Source organism: Allomuricauda sp. NFXS6, assembly GCF_040148835.1.
Taxonomy (GTDB): domain Bacteria; phylum Bacteroidota; class Bacteroidia; order Flavobacteriales; family Flavobacteriaceae; genus Flagellimonas.
The window spans coordinates 24514-49626 of sequence record NZ_JAGEMG010000004.1; the positions used below are offsets into that span (position 1 = coordinate 24514).

A 25113-nucleotide genomic window follows, 5' to 3' on the forward strand; every position below is an offset into this window, starting at 1 on the left:
CATAGTATTTCGGGTTTGTTGAACACCTTTTAGCAAGCCTAACTCCATTTTAATAATGCTATCATTTTCTATGAATCATGTTTTCAAAAATTATAAGTTTTAGTATAAGGAACAAATTCATTGTTCTACTCTTTACAGCTGCTATAGCCCTGGTCGGGTTGTACTCGCTATCACAAATACCTATCGGGGCCGTTCCCGATGTTACCAACAACCAAGTTCAGGTTATTACAACCTCAAGGAGCCTCTCTACCCAGGATATGGAAAAATTTGTGACCTATCCAGTAGAATTGGAAATGGCAAATTTACCGGGCGTTAAGGAAATCCGTTCCGTGTCCAAGTTTGGCCTTTCGGTGGTCACCATCGTTTTTGAGGACGATATGGGCACCTTTTTGCCACGGCAGCTCATCGCCGAAAAAATAAAATCCGCATCCAGCCGAATCCCTGAGGGATTTGGAAGCCCTGAGATGGGACCCATCACAACGGGCTTGGGAGAAATCTATCAATATATTCTAGATGTAGCACCCGAATATAAAGATCAGTATTCCCCTATGGAGCTACGAACTATTCAAGACTGGATTGTAAAACGTCAGCTTTCAGGTATTCCTGGCGTGGTCGAGGTCAATACTTGGGGTGGACACTTAAAGCAATACGAGGTGGCCATTCAGACCCAAAAGCTCAATGCATTCAACATTAGGGCGAGGGAGGTTTTTACGGCATTGGAAAAGAACAACAGTGTTACCGGAGGCGGCTATATTGAAAAAGTAAACCAAGCCTACTTTATCCGGGGCGAAGGTTTGGTGGGCAACCTAAAGGATATCGAAAATATCGTGGTAACTACCCGAAACAGTATCCCTATTTATATTAAGGATGTGGCCAAAGTTGGTTTTGGCAGTGCACCACGGTTTGGAGCCATTACTGGTAATGGAGAAGGCGAAAAAGTGCTCGGGCAGATTATGATGCTAAAAGATGCCGATTCCAAACGGGTAATAGAGGCCGTAAAAGAAAGGGTTGCCGCCATTTCCAAATCCTTGCCCGAAGGCGTTTATATTAATCCGTTTTTGGACCGTAGTGAACTCATTGGAAGGACAACATTCACCGTAACCGAGAACTTGGTCTTGGGGTGCTTGATCGTCATTTTTGTGGTGGTCTTGCTCTTGGGCAACTGGCGTTCGGGCCTTGTAGTGGCATCGGTAATTCCACTATGTTTGTTGTTCGCACTGACCTTGATGAACCTTTTTGGTGTGGATGCCAACTTGTTGAGCCTTGGTGCGATTGATTTCGGTATAATTATAGATGGTGCGGTCATTATTGTGGAATACATTGCTTTCCAAATTACCCAAAAGAAAGGACAGCTTGCCAATCTGGGAAAAAATGAAACGCAAGCCATCAAGGATACCATAACATTGGAAGGTGCCACGAAAATGATGAACTCCGCAGTCTTTGGGCAGCTTATCATCTTGATTGTATTTATTCCTATTCTTTCACTGAGCGGTGTGGAGGGCAAAATGTTCAAGCCTATGGCCTTGACGTTTAGCTTTGCCTTGTTAGGGGCAATTCTTTTGTGTTTTACTTATGTACCCGTTGCATCGGCCATGTTCCTGAAGCCATCCAAAGAATCTGCAAAAAGTATCTCCACACGTTTGGTCAACTGGATCAATAAGCAATATGGGCCTGTCATCGAATGGGCAATGAGGAGTAAAAAATTGGTGCTTTCATTAGCGGCCGCATTGTTGGTTGGAGCTGTTTTACTGTTCTCTTCCATGGGAGGTGAATTTGTACCCACATTGGATGAAGGTGACTTTGTAATACAACCTGTATTGAAAACGGGCACCTCTTTGTCTAAAACAGTGGAAACTACCACGAAAATCGAACAGATATTAATAGATCAATTTCCCGAAGTAAAACAGGTAGTAAGTCGTATTGGTGCCGCGGAAGTACCAACGGACCCCATGTCCATGGAGGAAAGCGATGTAATCATTTCACTTATACCAAAAAGTGAATGGACATCTGCCGAGACCAAGGACGAACTAGCGGATAAGTTCAAGCAAGCCCTATCAGTAATCCCAGGGATGGAGGTGGAATTTACCCAGCCCATTGAAATGCGATTCAATGAATTGATTACCGGGGTAAGGGCCGATATTGCCATCAAAATCTTTGGTGAAAATCTGGAAACCTTGAACAAAAAGGCCAACGAAATCAAAGATCTCATCCAAAATGTGGAGGGAGCCTCCGATATTGTTGTGGAAAAAGTGGAGGGTCTTCCGCAAATGAACGTTTCCTTTGACAGGGCCAAAATTGCACGCCACGGACTCAACATAGCCGACCTCAACGAAATGATTTCCATGGGATTCGCAGGAAAAGTTGTAGGTAGTGTATTTGAGGGCGAGCGACAGTTTGATTTGGCCGTTCGTTTGGATTCCGAGAACCGTCAAGATATTTCTAACTTAAAAAACCTTTATGTGGATATTCCCAACGGTGGAAAAATTCCAATGAGCGAACTGGCCGATATCACCTACCAAAAAGGTGCGGCAAAAATCTCTCGTGACGATACAAAAAGAAGAATCGTTGTCGGTATCAACGTAAGGAACCGAGACCTTCAATCTGTGGTGGACGACGTGCAACTCTTGGTCAACGAAAACATCACATTACCCCCGGGCTACACCATCACCTATGGTGGTCAGTTTGAAAATCTTCAAAATGCGAAAGCCAGATTAATGGTTGCCGTACCCATTGCCTTGTTGCTCATCTTTATCATGCTCTATTTTGCTTTTGGTTCGGTGAAAGAAGCTTTGCTCATTTTCTCGGCCATTCCATTATCTGCCGTTGGAGGTGTGCTTTTGCTTTGGTTACGGGATATGCCATTTAGCATTTCTGCCGGGGTCGGCTTTATCGCCCTTTTTGGTATTGCAGTACTAAATGGAATTGTATTGATCGAACATTTCAAAGAACTCAAGGGAAATGATTTTGATTCGATGGAAGACCTCATCAAACAGGGAACCAAAGATAGGCTCCGTGCCGTATTACTGACCGCCTCTGCAGCTGCCCTAGGTTTCTTGCCCATGGCGGTATCCACAAACGCGGGTGCCGAAGTACAACGACCGCTTGCTACCGTCGTCATCGGTGGATTGGTAACGGCAACGATGCTCACCTTGGTGGTTTTGCCCGTGTTATATGCGTATTCACACAATATTAAGTTTCGTGGGATGAGAAAAAGAAGAAAAGACCGTAAAGCGAACAAGAGCGCTTTGACCATTATGCTAATCTTGATGGCCACGCCAGGATTTTCGCAAACTAAATTGAATCTCGAAGATTTAATGGCGCTTGCCCTTGAAAACAATAAGGGAATCCAAGCAGAATCCTTACTGGTAGATCAGGCGGAAAGTCTCAAGGGAACTGCCTTTATGTTTGACAAAACAGATATTTATTACCAATATGATGAAAACAATTTGGCATTGAACGGAGCCCCACTTAAAGTTTTTGGGGCACAGCAGCAGTTTGAGTTTCCTACAGTGTACGGTGCAAAAAATAGGCTTCAAAAATCGAACTATGAGCTTCAAAAATCATCGTTCGAAATAAAAAAGAAGCAACTGTACCAAAGCTTGAGCATGGCATACTATCAATACCAGACCTTGAACCAAAAAGCAAGGCTTTACGCTTCGCTGGACAGTATTTACAGCAAATTTGCGCACGCAGCCGACCGACGTTTTGAACTCGGGGAGACCAATTATCTGGAAAAGGTGACAGCCACGGCCAAACAACGGCAAATTGCCAACACCTATTCCAAGATACAGCAGCAACTACTCACCACCTATAATCAGATTGTGAGTTTGGTGCAAAGTGAGGACACCTTGGAAATTGTGGATGAAGAACCACAAAAACTTAGGGTGTTGAATGCGGAAGGAATGTTGGAAACGGAAACTTCCTTTTTGGACAACCGCCAAGAACTGAGCAATGCCCAAAAGAGTCTGGAGGAAAATAGATTGCTGCCCGACCTGAACCTGGAGTATTTTCAAGGGACCAACAAGGGCTTGGGAACATCGCTCTACGGTATTCAGCTGGGTGTTCGTATTCCCCTTTTCTTCTTTGGGCACAGTAGCAAGGTGAAATCGTCCAAGATCCAGACCAAGATCACGGAGATGCAGAATACCGAAATTACCGTTGCGATGAACCAGCGTTACAAAACCTTGTTGGGACAATTGGAACAACAGGCCAAGGAACTCTCCTATTACGAAGATGAAGGCGGTCATCTTTCCGATCAAATTTTGAAAGCGGCCTCTGGAAACTTTCAAAATGGGGAAATCGACTTTTTCCAATACATTCAAAGTTTGGAAAATGCGTACGAGATCCAACTCAATTATCTGGATGTGCTCAACGAATACAATCAAACTGTAATCGCCATTAACTACTTGACAATAACATTATAACAATGAAAAATATACTTCAAATAGCCGCTGTTTTCCTTCTATTGATGGGCTGTGGCAATAAAAACAACAAAGAATCAGCCTCTGAAGGGCAAGGAGAAGAAACAGGAATCGTGGTCACGCAAGAGCAATTCGACACCAATGACCTCACTATTGGTCCAATGGAAAAAAGAACTTTCCCCAAAATGGTGGAGACTTCTGGAATGATAGATGTGCCCCCCGAAAACCGAGCTAGCGTTATGGCCTTTATGGGTGGTTTTGTGAAACAGACGTCGCTGTTGGTTGGTGACAAAGTAAAAAAAGGACAGCTTTTGGTGGTTTTGGAAAATCAGGAGTTTTTGAAGATGCAGCAAGAATATATGGAGGTTTTCAATCAGTTGGATTATTTAAAAGCAGAATTTGAACGAAACGAAACGCTTTTTGAAGAGAAAATAGCCTCGCAAAAGAACTTTCTTCAGGCCAAGAGCAATTATGAAACAGCCAAGGCCCGTTACCAAGGCTTGCGGGAGCAATTGCAAATGCTTAACATTTCTCCTAGCAAGGTAGAACAAGGGAATATTTCGTCGCAAGCCGCCATTTATGCACCTATTTCGGGAAGCATCACAAAAATGAACGTTGCCAAAGGAAGTTATGTTTCCTCCGCTACCGAGATTTTGGAGATTGTGAGCAATGAGCATGTACACTTGGAACTCACGGTTTTTGAAAAGGATATCCTGAAGGTGAAGAAGGGACAAAAAATACAATTTAGGATTACTGAAGCCTCCGAAGAAGCATTTAATGGTGAAGTTTACTTGGTGGGCACCTCTATTGACGATGCCAAAAGATCTATTAAAGTACACGGGCATCTGGAACATGAGGAAGAGGCGAACTTCCTGCCCGGTATGTTCGTGGATGCCAAGATTATGACGGACACCATCAAAACCCTCTCTTTGCCGGAAGAAGCAGTAATTGAGTCCGAGGGGACTTCCTACGTGTTGAAATTGGTAAATAAACAAGGTGCAGGCTATACTTTTGAACGTATCGCCGTTAAACAAGGTAATACCTATGATGGTTATACCGAAATCATCTCAACAGAATTGAACAAAACCGATCAGTTTTTGACCAAAGGTGTTTTTGATTTGATCGGGGGATAGCATTTATCCCAGTCCTACATCCAGTGTCATCATAATTATAAATCCACCGATAAAGCCCATTGTGGCGATATCGGTGTATTTGTCTTGTTGCGTTTCGGGGATTACCTCCTCCACCACCACAAAAATCATGGCCCCCGCGGCAAACGAAAGGGCATAAGGAAGAATGGGCTCAAAAGTAAGAACTGCCCAAGCCCCCAATACCCCTGCAATGGGCTCTACCAAGGCCGAGGCCTGACCGTACATCCAACTTTTTCTTCTACTGAGACCATGCCTGCGCATTGGTACGGCAACGGCAAAACCTTCTGGAAAGTTTTGCAAACCAATACCCAAGGCCAAAGCCACAGCACCCCCAATGGTTGCGCCCTCAAAGCCAGAGGCAACACCCCCAAATAAGACACCTACCGCCAATCCTTCGGGAATATTGTGCAAGGTAATGGCCAAGACCAGTAGCGTGGTGCGGTGCCAGGGCGTCTTTACCCCTTCTGCTTCGTCCATTTTAAAATTGATATGCAAATGGGGTAAAATTTTATCGAGCCCAAAAATAAAGGCAGCACCCATTAAAAAGCCGACAGCTGCTGGAATCACCTTAACAAAACCGTCGCCGGGACTCATTTCAATGCCTGGTGCCAAAAGACTCCAAAAACTGGCGGCGACCATAACACCTCCCGTAAAGCCCAACATTCCATCCAACAAGGCCCGATTTGGGTTTTTGAACAAAAAAACCAGACCTGCCCCGGCAGCAGTCAATCCCCATGTAAAAAGCGTCGCATACAACGCGGCCAATACCGGGTCTATTTCTTGAAAATAATGAATTACTTGTTCCATTAATCGTTCTTTTTTACGTAAAGGTTAGACGCTATTTGGTGTGATATCCTCATTTCCTTGCCCTCCATTTGAATACGCAGGGAATTATCAAAATCTTCTTTGTCCATTACTTTGATCGTGTTTCCCAAGGCAATATTGTTTTTATCCAAGAATTTGAGAAAGGGCACAGAGGAATCCTTAACCCCAACACATACTCCTTTGGAATTGATGGCCATTTCGCTGAGCAATTTTTCATCACGCTCTTGGAACTTTCCATCCTTGGTGGGAATGGGATCGCCGTGAGGGTCATATTTGGGGAAATTCAGGAGTTCATCAATCTTGTCAACCAATTTTTCACTTTTAATGTGCTCCAATTGCTCGGCCACCTCATGTACCTCATCCCAGGTAAAATCTAATTTTTCCACTAAGAAAACCTCCCATAATCGGTGCTTTCTAATAATGGACAAAGCTGTTTTCACCCCTGCATCGGTCAATGAAATGCCTTGGTACCGGACATAATCCACCAATCCTTTTTCCGATAATTTCTTGGCCATGTCGGTTACGGAAGATGGTTTTGTTTCCATTTGCTCCGCAATAGCATTGGTAGTTATGGACTTGGAATCGCCACCACCTAAATGAAAAATTGTCTTTAAATAATTCTCCTCCGATCTAGTCATCAAAAAATATTTTTTCAAAAATACATTTTTATTTAACAAAATCTATTTTTAGTTTTGTCTAAATTTAATTTTATATCCATTGAAAATAATTTGCAGGCATAACGTTTTTTTGCTGCTTGGTTTTATAAGCATCTGTTCTTTTGGGCAAACAGCTTCTTTAAACGGGAAGGTTACGGACAATGGAGAACCGTTGCCGCTGGCAAATATGCAGCTCAAAGGAACAGAAATGGGAGCCGCCACGGATATTGATGGTTTATTTGAGTTGAACAACATTCAGCCAGGCGACTATGTAGTATTGGTGACTTCTTTGGGGTATCAACCGTATCAAACCAAAATCAATATTGAGGCGGGAGCCAATAAAACCATCAATGTACAACTAGAGCCTTCCGCACAAAGTTTGGATGAAACCGTGGTCACGGGCACCCTCAAACCCGTGAGCCGATTGGAAAGTCCGGTTCCCGTGGAAGTCTACTCCCCCACTTTTCTAAAAAAGAATCCTACGGCGAGTGTTTTTGATGCGCTCCAGAATGTGAACGGGGTGCGTCCGCAAATCAATTGCAATGTGTGCAACACGGGAGATATTCACATCAACGGATTAGAGGGACCATACACTTTGGTGCTTATCGACGGGATGCCGATTGTTAGTGGTTTGGGTACAGTCTATGGCCTCACAGGGATTCCTAACTCTCTGATCGAACAGATTGAAATTGTAAAAGGTCCTGCATCCTCACTTTATGGTAGTGAAGCTGTGGGCGGTTTAATCAACATCATCACAAAAAATGCTTTGAGCGCACCAGAATTTTTTGCCGATGGCTTTGCCACGGGTTGGGGCGAATACAATTTGGATGTGGGAAGCAAAATCTCGGTTGGAGACAAAACAAACCTGCTTTTGGGACTCAACTACTTTAATTATGACGTTCCCGTAGACAATAATGGCGACAATTTTACCGATTTGACGCTACAAGATCGTATATCCATTTTTCAAAAGTGGGATTTTGAGCGAAGTAATAACCGTTTGTTCTCTTTGGCTGGACGCTTTTTTTATGAGGACCGTTGGGGTGGCGAAATGCAATGGACACCAGAGTTTCGCGGTGGCAATGAAATTTATGGCGAAAGCATCTATACCCGAAGATGGGAAGTGCTGGGGAAATATCAGTTACCGTTTGAAGAAAAATTGCTCCTATCTTTTTCTTATAACGACCACAACCAAAACTCGGTATATGGTGACACCGAATATTTGGCCAACCAGCGTATTGGTTTTGCCCAACTGACTTGGGACAAAACCGCGGGCAATCACGATTTGCTGTTCGGGAGTGCGGTTCGGTATAATTATTATGACGACAACACCCCTGCGACCACTGAGGCCGATAATATTTGGATTCCGAGCTTTTTTGCCCAGGATGAATACAAATTTGCCGCCAAACACTCCTTTTTGGCCGGGCTTCGGTATGATTACGATCAACGGCACGGCAATATTTTAACTCCCCGGGCCGCCTACAAATGGAAGGTTTCCAAAAACGATATTTTTCGGGTGAACGCTGGAACGGGATTTCGCGTAGTCAATTTGTTTACCGAAGATCACGCTGCCCTCACAGGTGCAAGGGATGTTGTGATTGCCGAAGAGCTGAAACCCGAACGGTCAGTTAATGTCAATATCAACTATTTGAAGAAGATTTATAGTGATAATGGTACCTTTATCGGACTAGATGCTTCGGCGTTCTACACTAGATTTTCCAACGTAATCTTGCCTGATTACGAAACCAATCCCAACCAAATCATTTATGATAATCTGGATGGAAAATCAGTTTCGCAAGGGCTTAGTGCCAATTTGGATGTTGCTTTTCCCAGCAGTTTCAAGATTATGGTGGGCGCCACTTGGCAAGATGTGAGCAGCACTGAAAATGGGGTGACCCAGCAGCAAATCCTTACCGAAAGCATTACCGCTACGTGGAATTTGTCGTACACCTTTCACTCGTTAAAATTGACAGCGGACTACACGGGAAATTTATATGGCCCTATGCGATTGCCGCTTTTGGGTGAACTGGACCCAAGACAGGGATATTCGCATACGTGGAGTATTCAGAATATCCAGTTTACCTACAAAGGACTGAACAATTTTGAAGTGTACGGAGGAATCAAAAACCTGTTGGATTGGACGCCGAACCGGGGCAATCCTTTTATCATCGCCAGAGCCAACGACCCCTTTGACAAAGAAGTAACCTTTGACAGTTCTGGTAATGCCGTGGCTACACCGAACAATCCCTACGCCCTTACGTTTGACCCCGCCTACGTGTACGGCCCCAACCAAGGCATTCGCGGGTTCTTTGGGTTGCGGTATACGGTTTTTTAAGATGAGGAAAGTTGGTTATCTTAGTTGATGATAAACCTTTCTCTTTCCACGTTGTCATTGAATCCAAAATACTAATTATTATGCTAAAGACAATTCTACCAGCCATTTTAACCATAGTTGGTAATTTAATTTTTTATTTATGAATAAAAGGAAGGGTGGATAAGTCAATAGAAAGACAAAAAACTGCTTATAGTGGTGTTTTTAAAGAAAAGATAGACATCTACAGAGAGCTTCTCAGAAAAACATATTCAATAAAAAAAGAGCTCAATAGATTTAGATATGTTGGAACGAAAGAAGAGGGTTCGGAGATAATGCAAAACATAAATGATTACATACAGTTCTATAATATTAACCAACCTTTTCTCTCGGATTCGATGCTATCTGATTTAAAAGTTTTAAGATCGGAATTCCAGGATATATTTGAAAATTTTTACATGCATATTTCAAATAAAGACCCTGAAGACCTAACTGATTTTTTTAAGGCAGGAAATAAATTGAGATCTAACAAACCATTTGAAGAAATAGAAAATCGATTGATAAAAGAAATGAGAGATGATTTACGCATTAAGGAGTTTAATAAAAAATAAAGTCACTCTTTAAGGAAACCAATATCTTCCTACTTTTTTGAAGTATGACCAACTACGACTACATCATTTTAGGAGCAGGTGCCGCCGGCCTTTTGTTGGCGGATGCCTTGGGCAAGGATGAGTTCTTTGCTTCCAAATCCATTTTGGTAATTGACAAGAACGACAAGTCCAAAAACGACCGTACTTGGTGTTTTTGGGAACAGGGCCAAGGCCCGTTTGATGATTTGATCCACAAAACTTGGGACAGCATTTATGTGGGCGGACAGCAACTTGAAAAATCCACCTCTATTGCACCCTACACCTACAAAATGCTCCGCGGCATTGACTTCTACAACCACTTTTTACCAAAGGTAAAAGCCTATCCCAACATTACTTGGATTCAGGAAGAGGTTGCCAATATTGAAGAGACAGAAAACCAAGTTTTAGTGACCACTTCATCTCAAAAATTTATCGGACAAACGGTATTTTCTAGTCTATATAATGCTTCTATCCCTTTAAAGCAAAAGGATTTTCCCGTTTTACAACAACATTTTGTAGGATGGCAAATAAAAACCGAACAGTCGGTATTTAAAAAAGAGGAGGCGACCTTTATGGACTTCTCCGTGTCTCAAAAAGGTAATACACGCTTTATGTACGTACTTCCCCTTTCGGATACCGAAGCTTTGGTGGAATACACCTTGTTTTCGGAACATCTTTTGGAGAAAAGCGAATACGAAGAAGCCATCAAAACGTACATCAAAGAAAAGTACCAGGATACCAAATACACCATTGAGGAAACGGAGTTTGGCAGTATTCCCATGACCTGCTATCCGTTTCATCAACACAATACGAATCGTGTTTTTCATATTGGGATTGCTGGTGGATGGGCCAAACCAAGTACAGGCTACACGTTTTATAACACGAGCCTGCAAGTGCCCAAATTGGTAAGTCATCTGAAAACCGGGAAACCGTTGTCTGAGTTCCATCAAAAAAGCAGGTTTTTGTTCTACGATATGCTTTTGCTGGACATTTTATATGAGAGCAATCATCTAGGACACGAAATCTTCGAGTCGATGTTCAAAAGAAGAAAGGCTTCCTTGATTTTGAAATTCCTAGAAAACGAAACTAATCTGTGGGAAGAATTAAAAATAGTGACAGCTCCCAAACCCATGCCGTTCATTAAAGCTTTGTTCAATCGGCTGTTCTAAACCGTCCGCTCCATCAAACTTTTACCAAACTGTTGTAGCAACGCCTTGTTTTTTTCGGGAAGACCAGTTTCAGCCAGTGCATCAAACGCTTTTTGAGTGAAGTTATGGATTGCTTTTTTGGTTTCCCCCACTGCTCCGCTTTCCTTAAAAATGGTTTTCACTGCCTCCACTTTGGCCGTAGAATCTTCAGGTTTAATAGAATACAGATGCAATAAACCATCTTGATCATCTTTGGAAGCTTTTTCCAAGGATTTTAAGTACAAATACGTCTTTTTGTTCTCCATAATGTCTCCTCCAACCTGTTTACCAAAAGTTTTGGGGTCGCCAAAGGCGTCCAAATAATCATCTTGCAACTGAAAGGCAATCCCGAGGTTACGTCCAAACTCGTAAATAGCGTCAGCATCCTTTTTAGAAGCCTTGGCCACAATGGCCCCCATCTTCATGGCGGCGGCAACCAAAACCGAGGTCTTGTATTCGATCATTTTAAGATATTCGGGAATGGTAACATCGTCACGGGTCTCAAAATCGACATCGTACTGTTGGCCTTCGCACACCTCAAGTGCCGTTTTACTGAACAACTTGGTCAGCTCAAAATAGGTCTCCGCAGGGTAATTTTCAAAAAATTGATAGGACAAAATCAACATGGCATCTCCGGAAAGGATTCCCGTATTTACATCCCACTTTTCGTGTACTGTGGCCTTTCCGCGCCGCAAAGGTGCGTCGTCCATAATATCATCATGCACCAAAGAAAAATTGTGGAACATTTCCACGGCCAAAGCAGCATCCATGGCGTTTTCGATTTTTCCGCCAAAGGCTTCTGCGGTCATCAAAGTGAGTATGGGTCGCATCCGTTTGCCTCCTAATCCCAAAATATATTGAACGGGTTCGTAGAGGTTGTTGGGTTTTCCCAATTGGGTTCTTGCTTTTAGATACGTAACAAACTGCTCCCTATATTGACTAATGGTATCGATATCTGACATGGGACCAAAAATACGTGCAAATATTGAATTTGAATAGAAGGCTCCGTCTGAAAACTTGGATACTTTGTATCCAAACCCTAAAAACTGCACTGTTTTTGAAAAAAATTCAGAAAAACTGCAATAGAATGATTTTTCTTCGTCTCTATAAGTGAATAGCAACCTGATCCTGTTGAATGGCAGCCAAAACCGATAACCGAAATAACCTGACCGACTTCTTTAATGAGGAGTATGGCTCATTGCGCTCCTATGTGCAGTCGAAAATCAGGGACACATCGGAACGGGATGCCGAGGATATTGTGCAGGATGTTGCTTTGCGAATGTTTTCAAGAGCGGATGACGCTTTACCCATAACCAATGTCGGTGGGTTTGTGTACAATGCCGTTCGCAATCGAATTATTGACATTATGCGGGGCAAGAAAGAAAGAAAACTCCCGAGCGAGGATATTGACCACCAATGGCGGGAGTTTGCTGAATTCTTTTATGGCGATGCGGACAACAGTTATTCACCAGAGCTGGAGCAAGCCCTAAAAAAGGCAGTGGAAAATCTTAAACCGGCCTATAGCGATATCATAATCGCCATCGATTTTGAAGGATATAACTATAAACAGATAGCAGAAAGAACCGGAATACCAGCAGGTACGTTGATGTCCAGAAGGCACCGTGCCATGTCGGAACTATCAAAAAAATTAGAAAATATAAAAGAGATGAGTTATGGAACATAAAAAAGAATTTGAGAAAGCCGTGGAAAAAAAAGTGGAGAGCACTGTAAAAAAAGTGGTTAAAATTACCGCTATGGTCATACTGGGAATCTTAGTCTTTCTATTGGCCAATTATTTATTGATGCGGTTATGGAACTGGCTCATGCCGGACCTTTTTGGCGTGGGAACGGTAACTTACTGGCAAGCCTTGGGCATTTTTGTTCTAGCAAAGCTGTTGTTCGGCTTTGGAGGCGGAGGTGGTGGAAAAAGCAAGGGCAGTTCCAGTCACAAAAAGAAGGTTAAATCGTCCAACAAGTGTTCGCCGTGGAGAAGGGATTTTGATGAGTGGAAACACTACGATCAATTTTGGAAAGAGGAAGGTGAGGAAGCCTTTAAAACATATGTGGAAAAAATCAAAAACGAAAATCATGATAAATCAGAAGAAAAATAGAACAAAAAAGAAGTATTCGCTCAAGTTCAGCCCTTTTTTTTGGCAGTTGGGAAACATTGATTCCGATAACTCCAGCAAAGATTTACAACTTCGGCCTGTTTTTGTGGACGGTAAAAAATCTATTTGACACAAAAAATCAATCCTTCGTTAAGAAATTGTAAAACCACGGAAACTTTTTTTGTTTTTAAAGTTTCCATACTTACATTTGCTCCCTGATTATGAGGGAAAATATTATAAACAAAGCAACAGAAATGTTCTTAAACCTAGGGTTTAAAAGCATTACCATGGATGATTTAGCAAACGAACTAGGGATATCCAAAAAAACAATTTACTCACATTTTAGGAACAAAACGGACTTAGTGCAACAAACGGCAATGACAATGTCCGATTTTATTACCTGTGGCATAGACGATATTGTAGCATTACAAAAAAACCCTATTGAGGAGCTTTATGAGATCAAAAGATTTATAATGGTCCATTTAAAGGATGAAAAGTCGTCCCCACTTTACCAATTGCAAAAATATTATCCAAAAATCTATGCTTCTCTTAAAGATGTACAGTTTGAATGTACCCACAGATGCGTGGCCAAAAATGTAAAAAGAGGAATGGATTTGGGGATTTACCGCGATAACCTCAATGTGGAGTTTGTTTCCAGAATATACTTTACCGGGATTACCAGCATAAAGGACAATACTATGTTTCCTACGGAAATATTCAGCAAGCCCGAGCTTTTGGATTTTTACCTGGAATATCACCTAAGAGGCATCGTGACACCGAAAGGAAGAAAAATACTCAATTCAATCATCAATTCAAATCAAGAATAAATGCGAAAAACGTTAATCAGTCTACTACTCATACTGCCATGGTTGGCATCGGCACAAGACACCATACCCAGTTTTAGCTTGAACGAGGCCATTACCTATGCTCTTGAACATAATTATAGCGCACTAAACGCAGACAGGGATATTTTGGATGCCGAAAAGCAAAAATGGGAGACCATTGCCACCGGACTACCTCAAATCAATGGCGGTGTTAGTTACCAAAATCAATTAAAACAACCTGTTTCCCAGATACCGGCCGATTTTTTTGGAGGCGAAAACGGGGATTTTGTTGAAGTGGTTTTTGGCCAGCCACAATCCATGACGGCCACCGCCACATTGACCCAACAGATTTTTGATGGATCCTACATCGTAGGCGTTCAAGCCACCAAAACATTTTTGGAGTACAGTCAAAACAATAAGGAAAAAACTGAATTGGACGTTCGTAAATCCGTTGTTGAGGCTTATGGCAATGTACTCTTGGCACAACAAAGTGTTTTGATATCCGAAAGGAACAAAGCTACATTGGAAGAGAACCTTTATGAAACCAAACTAACCTATGAAAACGGTTTAGGGGATGAAGAAAGTGTAGATCAATTGCAAATTACACTCTCCTCGGTCGACAACTATCTCAAAAATGCGCGTCGCATGGAAGAAATTACGCTCCAAATGTTGAATCTGGTTTTAGGACTTCCCATAGAAACGCCAACGGTATTAACCGAAAATTTGGATGACCTTACCCAAGAAAAAATAGACTTGGGCTTATTGGACGAAGAGTTCAATATTGAGAAAAACGTGGACTATAAAATGGCCGTCAACCTCAATGAGCAACGTTTCCTTGAGTTGAAATTGGCCAAAAGCCGTGCCCTGCCCACTTTGAACGCTTTTGTAAATTATGGGGGGAACTCCTTCAGCGACCGTTTCAACTTTTTGAGCAGCGGCCAGCAGTGGTTTGGCTCCTCCATTTTAGGTGTTGACCTTAATATACCCATTTTTAGTTCTTTGGGAAGGAGTGCAAGCACCCAACGTGCCAAAATTGCCTTGGAAAAAGCAAAGACCCAGTTTACCGAAACCCAAGCCCAGCTTCGTCTTCAATGGAAAAGAGCAAAGAGCGACTACACACTTGCCATCGAGGAGTACAGTACATCCAAGGATAATCTTGAACTGGCAGAGCGCATTGAAAAAAAGAATCAAATTAAATATTCCGAAGGTTTGGCCACAAGCTTTGAATTAAGACAGGCCCAAACCCAATTATATACCACTCAGCAAGAATATTTACAATCCATGGTCGATGTAATCAATAGAAAAACCGAACTGGAAAATATTTTAAATCAATAACAAAAGAGAAAACCATTCCATCATGAAAAAAACTATATATATAATACTTACGGCTGCCGTTTTAGCGGCCTGTGGAGGCAGTGGCAACAACTCCTTGGAAGAAGTAATTGCAAGCAAGGACGTTGAGGCCATTAGGACAAAACGTAACGCCGTTACCCAAGAACTAAAAACACTGGAAGAGCAAGTCAAAAAATTGGACGAGGCCATCTTGGAACTGGACGATAACTCCAAATTGCCTTTGGTTTCCACATTGACTGTACAACCTAAGGAATTCCAACATTATTTGGAATTACAAGGTGACGTTGTTACCGACCAAAACGTGCTGGTGTATCCGGAAATGTCAGGTACATTGTACCGTGTTTACGTGAAAGAAGGTCAGCGAGTGTCCAAAGGTCAGCTGTTGGCCTCCATTGATGATGGTGGACTTTCCAGTCAGTTGGCACAATTAAAAACACAAGCGGAACTGGCCAAGACAACTTTTGAGCGTCAAAAAAGGCTTTGGGAACAAAATATTGGTTCAGAAATACAATATCTACAGGCCAAAACGCAATTTGAGGCACAACAAAGTGCCGTAAAGCAATTGGAGAGCCAAGTTGGAAAATCTTCAATCCGTGCGCCTTTTTCCGGCATTGTGGACAATGTGATCAAAGATGAAGGAACCGTGGTCAGTCCAGGTCCAGGGTCCGAAGTGTTCCGAATTGTGAACCTTTCCGATATGTACATCGATGTAGAAGTGCCTGAATCCCACTTGCCCAATGTGACCCCTGGCAAAGAGGTGGAAGCTTACTTCCCTGTATTGGGTGAAACCATCAAGACAAAAGTGCGCCAAACCGGAAACTTTATCAACCCCAGCAATCGCTCCTTTATAGCAGAGGTGCCCGTTCCCAACAAGAATGGACATATAAAACCAAACCTTACCGCTCAGGTAAAAATCAACGATTATACAAATAAAAATGCCATTCTTATCCCACAAAGCGTTGTTTCGGAAAACGCAGAGGGCGAACAATATGTATACATTATCGACGATCAAGATGGAGAATTGATCGCAAAAAAATCCATTATAAAACCTGGCTTGACACAAGGCGATTATTTAGAAGTCCTTGAAGGAATCTCAGCCGGAAGTCAAGTTATAGTTGAGGGAGCCCGAAGCATTAGGGACGGCCAAACCGTTAAGGTGTTGGACTCAACCACAACCGCTAAAAACTAACCGAGCCAAATGGAAAAAGCTAAAAAGAACGCAAATAAAGAGTTTCGCCTATCATCATGGGCCATAGACAATCCGTCCGTGGTCTATGTAATGATCGGCTTATTCTTCATAATAGGTTTATCCTCCTATTTTTCTATGCCCCGAGAGGACTTTCCGGAGGTAGAAGAAACCAAAATTTATGTGAGTTCCGTTTATCCGGGAAATACTGCCGAGGATATGGAGCGTTTGATCACCGACCCACTGGAAGATGTGCTGAAGAACATCAGCAACGTAGTGGAGATCACATCGACCTCACAAGAGGATTATTCCATGATCATTGTGGAGTTCGACGAAGAGATTGCTGTGGAGACGGCCAAGCAAAAGGTTAAGGACGAAGTGGACTCCGAAAAAGCCGGTGAAGATTGGCCTATTTTTAATGGGGCCAAAGTGGAGCCCAATGTTTTTGATTTAAACTTGGCGGAATCTTTCCCCATTATGAACGTGAACCTTACCGGGGATTATCCGGTTGAGAGGCTAAAAGAGTTCGCCGAATACTTGGAAGATGAAATCGAAGATCTTCCTCAAATTAAGGAGGTCGATATTAGAGGTGCGCAGGAAAAAGAAGTCGAAGTAGCCGTGGATGTCTACAAAATGATGGCTTCCCGAGTGAGTTTCGATGATGTTATCCAAGCTATATCCAACGGAAATATGACCATGTCCGCAGGCAACTTGATCACCAGTGGCCAACGAAGGACTATCCGTATTATCGGTGAGATCGAAAAGCCATCGGAATTGGAAAATTTTGTGGTCAAATCCGAGAATGGGGCCATTTATCTGCGTGATATTGCCACCGTTTCTTTTAGTGAAGAGGACAAGACCACCTATGCCCGGGAGCATGGTGCCCCGGTTGTAATGCTGGATATTAAGAAAAGATCTGGCAAAAACACCATTGAGGCATCGGACCGCATCAGGGAAGTGGTGGACGAAGCTAAGGAAAACTATCTTCCAAAAGACCTTGAGGTAACCATTGCCAACGATTCTTCCAGCAGAACACTGAACCAAGTAGATGACTTGGTAAACAACATCATTTTTGGGATCATACTTGTGGTAACCGTATTGATGTTCTTTTTGGGCTTTAGAAATGCACTGTTCGTTGGTTTCGCCATACCCATGTCCATGTTCATGTCCTTTATGATTTTGTCCGCAATCGGATATACCCTGAACACAATGATTCTTTTTGGTCTCATTATGGGATTGGGGATGTTGGTGGACAATGGGGTCGTGGTCGTCGAAAACGTATACCGCCTTATGGAGCAAGAAGGCATGTCCCGTAAAGAAGCGGCCAAAAAAGGAATTGGGGAAATAGCCATACCCATTATCATATCCACGGCTACCACCGTCGCTGCTTTTGTCCCATTGGGAACTTGGCCGGGCATTATGGGTGAGTTTATGATTTTCTTCCCAATCACATTATCGGTAGTACTTGGCTCCTCCTTGTTTGTGGCCATATTTATGAATTCCATGTTGGTTTCACAGTTTATGCAGATTGGAGAAAAAGAACTGACCAGAAAACAATTGATCCGATTGAGCATAATTCTAGGCGTATTTGGACTGTTCATCTACTTTGTGGGAGGACCTGTTCGTGGACTCGGCACTTTACTGATCGTAGTTGCCGGTATGTTCTGGATCTACAAATACTTTTTAAAGCCTTCGGCACGTCGATTCCAGACCAAAAGTTTGGTAAGTCTGGAGAATTTTTACGAAGGCCAGTTGAAAAAGGCACTCAGAGGCAAAAACGTTTATTGGTATTTCGGTCTCACTTCCCTCCTCTTGATATTGTCGTTTGTTTTCTTCGGGATGTCCTTAGGGTCACAGCGTACCAAAGTGGAGTTCTTCCCAGATAATACCCCTAATGAAATTTTTGTATACATAGAATATCCGCAGGGAACCGACATAGAAAAGACCAATGCCATTACCAAGGATATCGAGGAAAGGGTTTATGGAGTAACCGGAAGGGACAAGTATACGAAAGGTGATTTTAACTATTTGGTAGAATCCAGTGTGTCACAAGTAGGAAAGGGTGCAGAAAACCCATTTACCGAGGGAGGTTCTGCCGCAGAAATGCCACATCGAGGTAAAATTACGCTATCGATGCGTGAATTTAAATATCGGAACGGACTGGATACCGAGGAGCTGCGCCAACAAATTCAAGATACGCTCTCAGGAGTTTATCCCGGCGTAACCATTTCGGTTGAAAAAGATGCTGTGGGCCCACCTGCGGGATATCCCATCAATATAGAAATCGAAGGTCAAAACTACGATACCCTGATAAGTACGGCCGAACGCATGCGCAACTACATCAACAGTAAAAACATTGCGGGCATTGAAGAGCTCAAAGTGGATGTAAACAAAGGCAAACCCGGTATGCAGGTTGAAGTGGATAGAGCCAAGGCGGGAGAATTGGGTGTCTCCGTTGGCCAAGTGGGCCAGCAGCTGCGCAGGTCTATTTTTGGTGATAAGGCCGGTATTTATAAAAAGGATGGTGAAGATTATGACATCAATGTTCGGTTTAATGAAGACATCCGATACAATACAAGTGCACTGTTCAATCAGAAAATCATCTTTAGAGATCCATCCAATGGGCAGATAAAGGAAATTCCGGTATCCGCCGTTGCAAACCAAAAGAACACCTCGTCTTTCAGTGCCATTAAGCACGTCGACTCTAAAAGGGTGGTGACCGTATACTCTGCTTTAAAACCAGGGTTTACCGATGCTGCGGCCATTGTTACGGAAATTCAGAACGAAATGCAGGAGTTTAAAGGTTTGCCAGAAGGAGTTAAAATTGATTATACAGGCCAGATAGAAGAACAGGAAAAACAAATGTCCTTTCTGATGAGTGCATTCTTTTTAGGGCTGGGTCTGATTATGTTACTGCTCATTTTCCAATTTGGGGGCATTTCCAAGCCAGCGATAATCATGATGGCAATATTCCTGAGCTTTATTGGCGTATTTGGTGGATTGATCATTACAGGGTGGCCCTTTGTGATCATGATGACCATGATGGGAATTATTTCCTTAGCTGGTATTGTGGTGAACAATGGCGTGGTACTATTGGACTACACCCAAATTCTAATCGACCGTAAAAAAGTACAGCTTGGCCTTTCCGATGATGAGTTGTTGAACCGTGAAGATGTAAAAGAGGCCATAATTAAAGGAGGTAAAGCCCGTTTGCGCCCGGTACTGCTCACGGCAATTACAACCGTACTCGGTTTGATTCCATTGGCCATAGGATTGAACATCAACTTTGTTAGCCTGTTCTCGGATTTTGATCCTCAAGTATATATGGGTGGTGACAATGTTATCTTCTGGGGACCATTGGCCTGGACCGTTATTTTTGGTTTGATAGTCGCTACATTCTTAACATTGATCATTGTGCCCGTGCTTTTCAATATTAGCTACAGGCTTAAAATTAGAATCCAAAAATGGAAGAGCAGGCATGAAACACCCGAAGTAATAACCGAATAAAAAGTCTCAACAAACAAAAAGCCCCGACCAAATTGGTCGGGGCTTTTTTATTAAATACTGATTTTCAACTATTGATTTACCGTAACGGCATCACCTTGGTTCCAATTTTTTACTTGTACTATACGGTTATCCGTAAAGTCGACTTCACGTAATCCATCGTTCTTCCAAAAAAACCACTTACCGGTTTTTTCTCCATTTTCGTATTGGCCCGTGACAATTTTTTTACCTTCAACATTGAACATTACCCAATCACCGTGTAATTTTCCGTTCAAAATATAACCTGTTTGGGCAATTTCGCCATTGTCATGAAAATAAGTGGCTTTCACCATTTTTCCCATTTTTTCAAAGGTCGGTTTTGCATCTTGAGCAGATACGCTAACCGCAAACATCACCGCCAAAAATAATATTGCTTTTTTCATTCTTTATGGGATTTAATATTGTTTATACTTAGTGATAACGTATCAAAGTTACTTAAATTTTACGTTAAATAAATGCTTAGATAATATTTAGTTTACATTAAATTAACCTTAAAATTTTAATTAACTGTATTTCAATTAGTTAAATTTTACACAAATGATGGTTTGTCAACGTTTTATCGAAGATTCATGACCCTAATTCCTTCAAAATTGCCAACAAATCAATATCAATGTTAATTTAATGTTACGTAAAAATTGTCTGCTTTGTGGGTGATTTAAAAGCAAAAAAGCTTATCAAGCTAGAAAAAGAACATATCTCCCTTAAAATATCTACATTCCTATTAAATTTGCGCTCTCATAACAAACATCATGTACAGAAGCAATACTTGTGGTGCACTAAGGGCATCGGATATAGGTTCAGAAGTAGTTTTAAGCGGGTGGGTGCACAAGCTCCGGGACAAAGGTTTTGTGGCTTGGGTGGACCTGCGCGACCGTTACGGAATTACCCAATTGGTCTTTGACCAAGAGCGTACTTCCACAGCATTGTTGGAACAAGCCAGGGAATTGGGTCGCGAAACCGTTATCCAAGCCAAGGGACAGGTGATAGAACGCGCTTCCAAAAACCTAAATATCCCTACCGGAGAGATCGAGGTGCTGGTAACCGAGCTCACCATCTTGAACAAGTCCCTGCTTCCTCCTTTTACCATAGAAGATGAGACCGATGGCGGTGAAGACATCCGAATGAAGTACCGCTACTTGGACATCCGAAGGAACCCGGTTAAGAACAAGCTCATTTTTAGGCACAAAGTGACCATGGAGGTCAGAAAATATCTATCCGACCAAGGCTTTATCGATATTGAAACACCATATTTAATCAAATCCACTCCTGAAGGAGCTAGGGACTTTTTGGTGCCCAGCCGAATGAACGAAGGGCAGTTCTACGCCCTGCCCCAATCCCCGCAAACCTTTAAACAATTACTAATGGTCGGAGGAATGGATAAGTACTTCCAAATTGTGAAATGTTTTAGGGATGAAGACCTCCGTGCCGACCGCCAACCCGAGTTTACACAGATTGACTGTGAAATGGCCTTTGTGGAGCAAGAGGACATCTTGAACACCTTTGAAGGCTTGACCAAACATCTTTTGAAGGAAATCAAAGGAGTCGAGGTGGAAGAATTCCCCAGAATGACCTATGACGATGCGATGCGCTTGTACGGAAACGACAAGCCCGACATCCGGTTTGGAATGCAGTTCGGCGAACTCAACCAAGTAGCCCAGCACAAAGATTTCAACGTGTTCAACTCCGCAGAATTGGTTGTTGGAATTGCTGTTCAGGGAGCAGCTTCGTACACCAGAAAAGAAATCGACAAATTGGTGGACTGGGTAAAACGTCCACAAGTCGGTGCAAAGGGAATGGTCTATGTAAAATGTAACGAAGACGGCACCTATAAATCTTCCGTGGACAAGTTTTACGACCAAGTAGATTTGGCCAAATGGGCCGAGGTAACCGGAGCCAAACCAGGAGACCTCATCTGTGTACTTTCCGGAAACACCAACGAAACCCGTGCACAATTGAGCGCTTTGCGCATGGAATTAGCAACTCGTTTGGGACTCAGAAAGGCTCATGAATTTGCCCCATTGTGGGTAGTGGATTTCCCATTATTGGAACTGGACGAAGAAACCGGTAAATACCACGCAATGCACCACCCATTTACCTCACCAAAACCTGGCCAATTGGAATTGTTGGATTCAAAACCAGGGGAAGTAAAGGCCAACGCCTACGATTTGGTATTGAATGGAAACGAAATCGGTGGAGGCTCCATAAGAATTTATGATAAAGAGACTCAAGCCACCATGTTTAAACATTTGGGCTTTACCCCAGAAGAAGCCAAAGCACAATTTGGCTTTTTGATGGATGCCTTCCAATACGGAGCACCTCCCCATGGTGGAATTGCATTTGGTCTGGACAGACTGGTCGCCATTTTGGGAGGACAAGAAACCATTCGTGACTTTATCGCGTTTCCTAAAAACAATAGTGGTAGGGATGTAATGATCGATGCCCCAGCAAACATTGACGAAGAGCAACTCAAAGAGCTCCATTTAAAATTGGATCTATGATAAATTAAAATCCCGCTTTGTTAGCGGGATTTTTTAATACTTTTAATAGTATTATAGACCTCGATGCCCTACAGCAACAAAAAACTGCTCACCCGTTTCCTTAAATGGCGATATAAAAATATCTCCAACAGGACCTTTATTCAAATAATGAGCCTGATTGTTGGGTTTTTGGCAGGACTGGTAGCCGTTACCCTTAAAAACACCACCTATTTCATAGAGTCCTTATTAAAAAAAGGGATTGTTTTTTCGGAGAACCAACTATACTTTATATTGCCCACCATAGGACTGACGCTCATCTATCTCTATGTAAAATTTGTGCACAAGGAACCTTTACAACACGCGGTTTCTTCCATCATATTTTCCCTTTCCAAAAAAAGGGGGCTGCTCAGGCTCAAGGACATTTACACACCCCTGATCACGGCACCGATAACCGTGGGTTTTGGTGGTTCCGTAGGTTTGCTTGGCCCTGCCGTAAAATCGGGTGCTGCATTGAGCTCAAATTTGACCCGTTTGTTTCATATTGATGCCAAGACGAGAACACTCTTGGTGGCCTGTGCATCGGCAGGGGCCATTTCCTCCATTTTTCAATCGCCGATTGCCGCCATCATTTTTGCCGTGGAAGTGTTTACGTTGGACTTAACCATGCTGTCTATGCTGCCCTTGCTTTTGGCATCCATTTCCGGGGTGTTGACCTCTTATTTCTTTTTGGGAAACGAAGTATTGTTCAGTTTCTCCCTTTCCGAAGGTTTTGAACTGGAAGACACCGCCTTTTACATTTTATTGGGCGTGGGCACGGGATTTGCCTCGATTTATTTCACCAAAATGTATTTTTACATCCTATCGCTTTTCAAACAACTGAAAAGTCCAAAATATAAACTTTTGGTAGGCGGAATTGCCATTGGGGTGATGCTTTATGCCATTCCCCCACTCTACGGTGAAGGATTTGGATTCATCAACAACCTATTGGATGGCGACCATTTAAAAGCGCTCGGCACCACTCCCTTTGATGACTATACCCATAATATTTGGGTGGTAATCGCCCTATTGTTCGGCATCACCATTTTTAAGGCCATTGCCATGACGGCCACAATAGGTGCAGGCGGTGCAGGTGGAGTGTTTATTCCTACCATGGTGATGGGAAGTGCACTGGGCAATGTAGTCGCCAAAGTAATCAACAATCTTGGGCTGGGCATTTCGGTCTCCGAAAGCAATTTCACATTAATTGGAATGTCGGGTCTCATTGCAGGGGTAATCCATGCGCCCTTGACCGCCATCTTCCTAATAGCGGAAATTACTGGGGGTTACCAACTCTTTGTACCTTTGATGATTACGGCAGCGATTTCCTATTTAATAACCAAAAACGCACTGGATTACACCATTTACACCAAAGAATTGGCCAAAATCGGGGCGCTATTATCACACAACAAGGACCAAATGGTACTTGGGCTTATGGAAATGGACGACGTAATAGAAAAGAATTTTAGATCTGTACATCCAAAAATGTCCTTGGGGGAAATGTTGCATCAATCCGTTTCCAAATCCAAAAGAAATCTTTTTCCAGTCTTGGATGATGACAAAAAATTGATTGGAATCATTGTATTGGACGATATTAGACCTATGATGTTCGATACCGAAATTTATGACACTGTTTTTGTTAAAAGTTTGATGCATGCCCCTCCAGAGGTTATCTTTTACGAAACGGACAATATGAAACAAGTCATGAAAAAATTTCAGGATAGCGGTGCTTGGAATTTACCTGTCATTAAAAATGGCAAATACGAAGGCTTTATATCCAAATCCAAACTATTGACGGCCTACCGCAGAAAACTTATTAATTATTCGCAATGAAAATCAAATTGAAACATATCATTTTCCTAATCATGTTGGCATCCCTCGGCACCATTGGCTACGGACTTACTTTGGACAACGAAGATCCCATGGCCCCAAAATATATTGGAGGAGGCACGGTGGGACTCTTTTTGGTGGCCATGCCGCTTTTTCTTTGGAAAGAGAGTAGATTCAAAAACATGAAAGATTATATGCTTACCCATGAAAACATTAAAAAAATGCAAGAAAAAGAGCGGGAAAAGACTGAAAATCAATAATTTTCATAAAATTTAAACTTCATTTTATCCAACCAGCCACAAAAAAAGTTACATTCGTGATTTAACATTTATTTATTTTTTTAATGACTGGTACAGTAAAATTTTTCAATGAATCCAAAGGTTATGGGTTTATTACAAACGACGACACAGGTAAAGACATCTTTGTTCATGCTACGGCATTGAACGGTGTGGAACTGAACGAAGGCGACAAAGTAGAATACATTGAAGAAGAAGGAAGAAAAGGAGTGGTTGCTGCACGAGTGCAGGTAATCGGATAACAATATTTTATTTTGATTTGATTTAAAAACCTCGGCTTTGC

General features: G+C 42.4%; 19 protein-coding genes. 15 read left to right on the top strand and 4 right to left on the bottom strand.

The window, feature by feature from the left end; genetic code table 11:
- Positions 1 to 77: 77 nt before the first annotated feature.
- Both J4E06_RS07250 and J4E06_RS07255 read left to right on the top strand, forming a co-directional pair.
- A complete protein-coding gene (locus J4E06_RS07250; RefSeq protein WP_349523371.1) occupies positions 78 to 4424 on the top strand; it encodes a CusA/CzcA family heavy metal efflux RND transporter in 4347 nt (1448 codons plus the stop codon).
- A 2-nt stretch (positions 4425 to 4426) separates the two neighbouring features.
- Positions 4427 to 5554: an efflux RND transporter periplasmic adaptor subunit gene (locus J4E06_RS07255; RefSeq protein WP_349523372.1), complete on the top strand. Its 1128-nt coding sequence runs from the start codon at positions 4427 to 4429 to the stop codon at positions 5552 to 5554.
- A gap of 3 nt (positions 5555 to 5557) precedes the next feature.
- Here the strand turns inward: J4E06_RS07255 and J4E06_RS07260 are convergent, their stop codons facing one another.
- Complete coding sequence (locus J4E06_RS07260; RefSeq protein WP_349523373.1) at positions 5558 to 6379, bottom strand: ZIP family metal transporter; 822 nt, start codon at positions 6377 to 6379, stop codon at positions 5558 to 5560.
- Positions 6379 to 7035 carry a metal-dependent transcriptional regulator gene (locus tag J4E06_RS07265; RefSeq protein ID WP_349523374.1) on the bottom strand — a complete coding sequence of 219 codons (657 nt, stop codon included), beginning with the start codon at positions 7033 to 7035 and terminating at the stop codon, positions 6379 to 6381. Before J4E06_RS07265 ends, J4E06_RS07260 begins: the two co-directional genes overlap by 1 nt.
- Before the next feature lie 79 nt (positions 7036 to 7114).
- Here J4E06_RS07265 and J4E06_RS07270 point away from each other — a divergent pair, with 79 nt between their 5' ends.
- From J4E06_RS07270 to J4E06_RS07280, 3 genes are all read left to right on the top strand, one after another.
- Positions 7115 to 9385: a TonB-dependent receptor gene (locus J4E06_RS07270; RefSeq protein ID WP_502877341.1), complete on the top strand. Its 2271-nt coding sequence runs from the start codon at positions 7115 to 7117 to the stop codon at positions 9383 to 9385.
- Positions 9386 to 9540: 155 nt separating this feature from the next.
- A complete protein-coding gene (locus J4E06_RS07275; RefSeq protein ID WP_349523376.1) occupies positions 9541 to 9972 on the top strand; it encodes a hypothetical protein in 432 nt (143 codons plus the stop codon).
- Between the two features lie 44 nt (positions 9973 to 10016).
- Positions 10017 to 11159: a lycopene cyclase family protein gene (locus J4E06_RS07280; protein ID WP_349523377.1), complete on the top strand. Its 1143-nt coding sequence runs from the start codon at positions 10017 to 10019 to the stop codon at positions 11157 to 11159.
- On the opposite strand, the gene J4E06_RS07285 is transcribed toward J4E06_RS07280, so the two are convergent.
- Complete coding sequence (locus J4E06_RS07285; protein ID WP_502877344.1) at positions 11156 to 12130, bottom strand: polyprenyl synthetase family protein; 975 nt, start codon at positions 12128 to 12130, stop codon at positions 11156 to 11158. The two genes, J4E06_RS07280 and J4E06_RS07285, sit on opposite strands and share 4 nt — an antisense overlap.
- Positions 12131 to 12312: 182 nt before the next feature.
- Between J4E06_RS07285 and J4E06_RS07290 the strand changes: the two genes are divergently transcribed.
- From J4E06_RS07290 to J4E06_RS07315, 6 genes are all read left to right on the top strand, one after another.
- Positions 12313 to 12861, top strand: a complete 549-nt coding sequence (locus J4E06_RS07290) for an RNA polymerase sigma factor (RefSeq protein ID WP_349523379.1) — start codon at positions 12313 to 12315, stop codon at positions 12859 to 12861.
- A complete protein-coding gene (locus J4E06_RS07295; protein WP_349523380.1) occupies positions 12851 to 13288 on the top strand; it encodes a hypothetical protein in 438 nt (145 codons plus the stop codon). The genes J4E06_RS07290 and J4E06_RS07295 overlap by 11 nt, the downstream gene beginning before the upstream one ends.
- Positions 13289 to 13506: 218 nt before the next feature.
- On the top strand, positions 13507 to 14112 hold the full coding sequence (locus J4E06_RS07300; RefSeq protein ID WP_349523381.1) for a TetR/AcrR family transcriptional regulator: 606 nt from the start codon (positions 13507 to 13509) through the stop codon (positions 14110 to 14112).
- A complete protein-coding gene (locus J4E06_RS07305) occupies positions 14113 to 15444 on the top strand; it encodes a TolC family protein (protein ID WP_349523382.1) in 1332 nt (443 codons plus the stop codon). It begins immediately after the preceding gene.
- A 22-nt stretch (positions 15445 to 15466) separates the two neighbouring features.
- Complete coding sequence (locus tag J4E06_RS07310) at positions 15467 to 16651, top strand: efflux RND transporter periplasmic adaptor subunit (RefSeq protein WP_349523383.1); 1185 nt, start codon at positions 15467 to 15469, stop codon at positions 16649 to 16651.
- A gap of 9 nt (positions 16652 to 16660) precedes the next feature.
- Positions 16661 to 20155, top strand: a complete 3495-nt coding sequence (locus J4E06_RS07315) for an efflux RND transporter permease subunit (protein ID WP_349523384.1) — start codon at positions 16661 to 16663, stop codon at positions 20153 to 20155.
- Between the two features lie 68 nt (positions 20156 to 20223).
- Here the strand turns inward: J4E06_RS07315 and J4E06_RS07320 are convergent, their stop codons facing one another.
- A complete protein-coding gene (locus tag J4E06_RS07320) occupies positions 20224 to 20574 on the bottom strand; it encodes a toxin-antitoxin system YwqK family antitoxin (protein WP_349523385.1) in 351 nt (116 codons plus the stop codon).
- Positions 20575 to 20940: 366 nt separating this feature from the next.
- Between J4E06_RS07320 and aspS the strand changes: the two genes are divergently transcribed.
- The 4 genes from aspS (at position 20941) to J4E06_RS07340 (ending at position 25072) form a co-directional block, all read left to right on the top strand.
- Positions 20941 to 22689: an aspartate--tRNA ligase gene (aspS, locus tag J4E06_RS07325; RefSeq protein WP_349523386.1), complete on the top strand. Its 1749-nt coding sequence runs from the start codon at positions 20941 to 20943 to the stop codon at positions 22687 to 22689.
- 63 nt (positions 22690 to 22752) lie between these two features.
- Positions 22753 to 24537, top strand: a complete 1785-nt coding sequence (locus J4E06_RS07330) for a chloride channel protein (RefSeq protein ID WP_349523387.1) — start codon at positions 22753 to 22755, stop codon at positions 24535 to 24537.
- Positions 24534 to 24794 carry a hypothetical protein gene (locus J4E06_RS07335; RefSeq protein ID WP_349523388.1) on the top strand — a complete coding sequence of 87 codons (261 nt, stop codon included), beginning with the start codon at positions 24534 to 24536 and terminating at the stop codon, positions 24792 to 24794. The genes J4E06_RS07330 and J4E06_RS07335 overlap by 4 nt, the downstream gene beginning before the upstream one ends.
- An 83-nt stretch (positions 24795 to 24877) precedes the next feature.
- Positions 24878 to 25072 (top strand): cold-shock protein, encoded by a 195-nt coding sequence (locus tag J4E06_RS07340; protein WP_349523389.1) that lies wholly within the window; start codon positions 24878 to 24880, stop codon positions 25070 to 25072.
- The last annotated feature ends 41 nt before the right edge of the window (positions 25073 to 25113 follow it).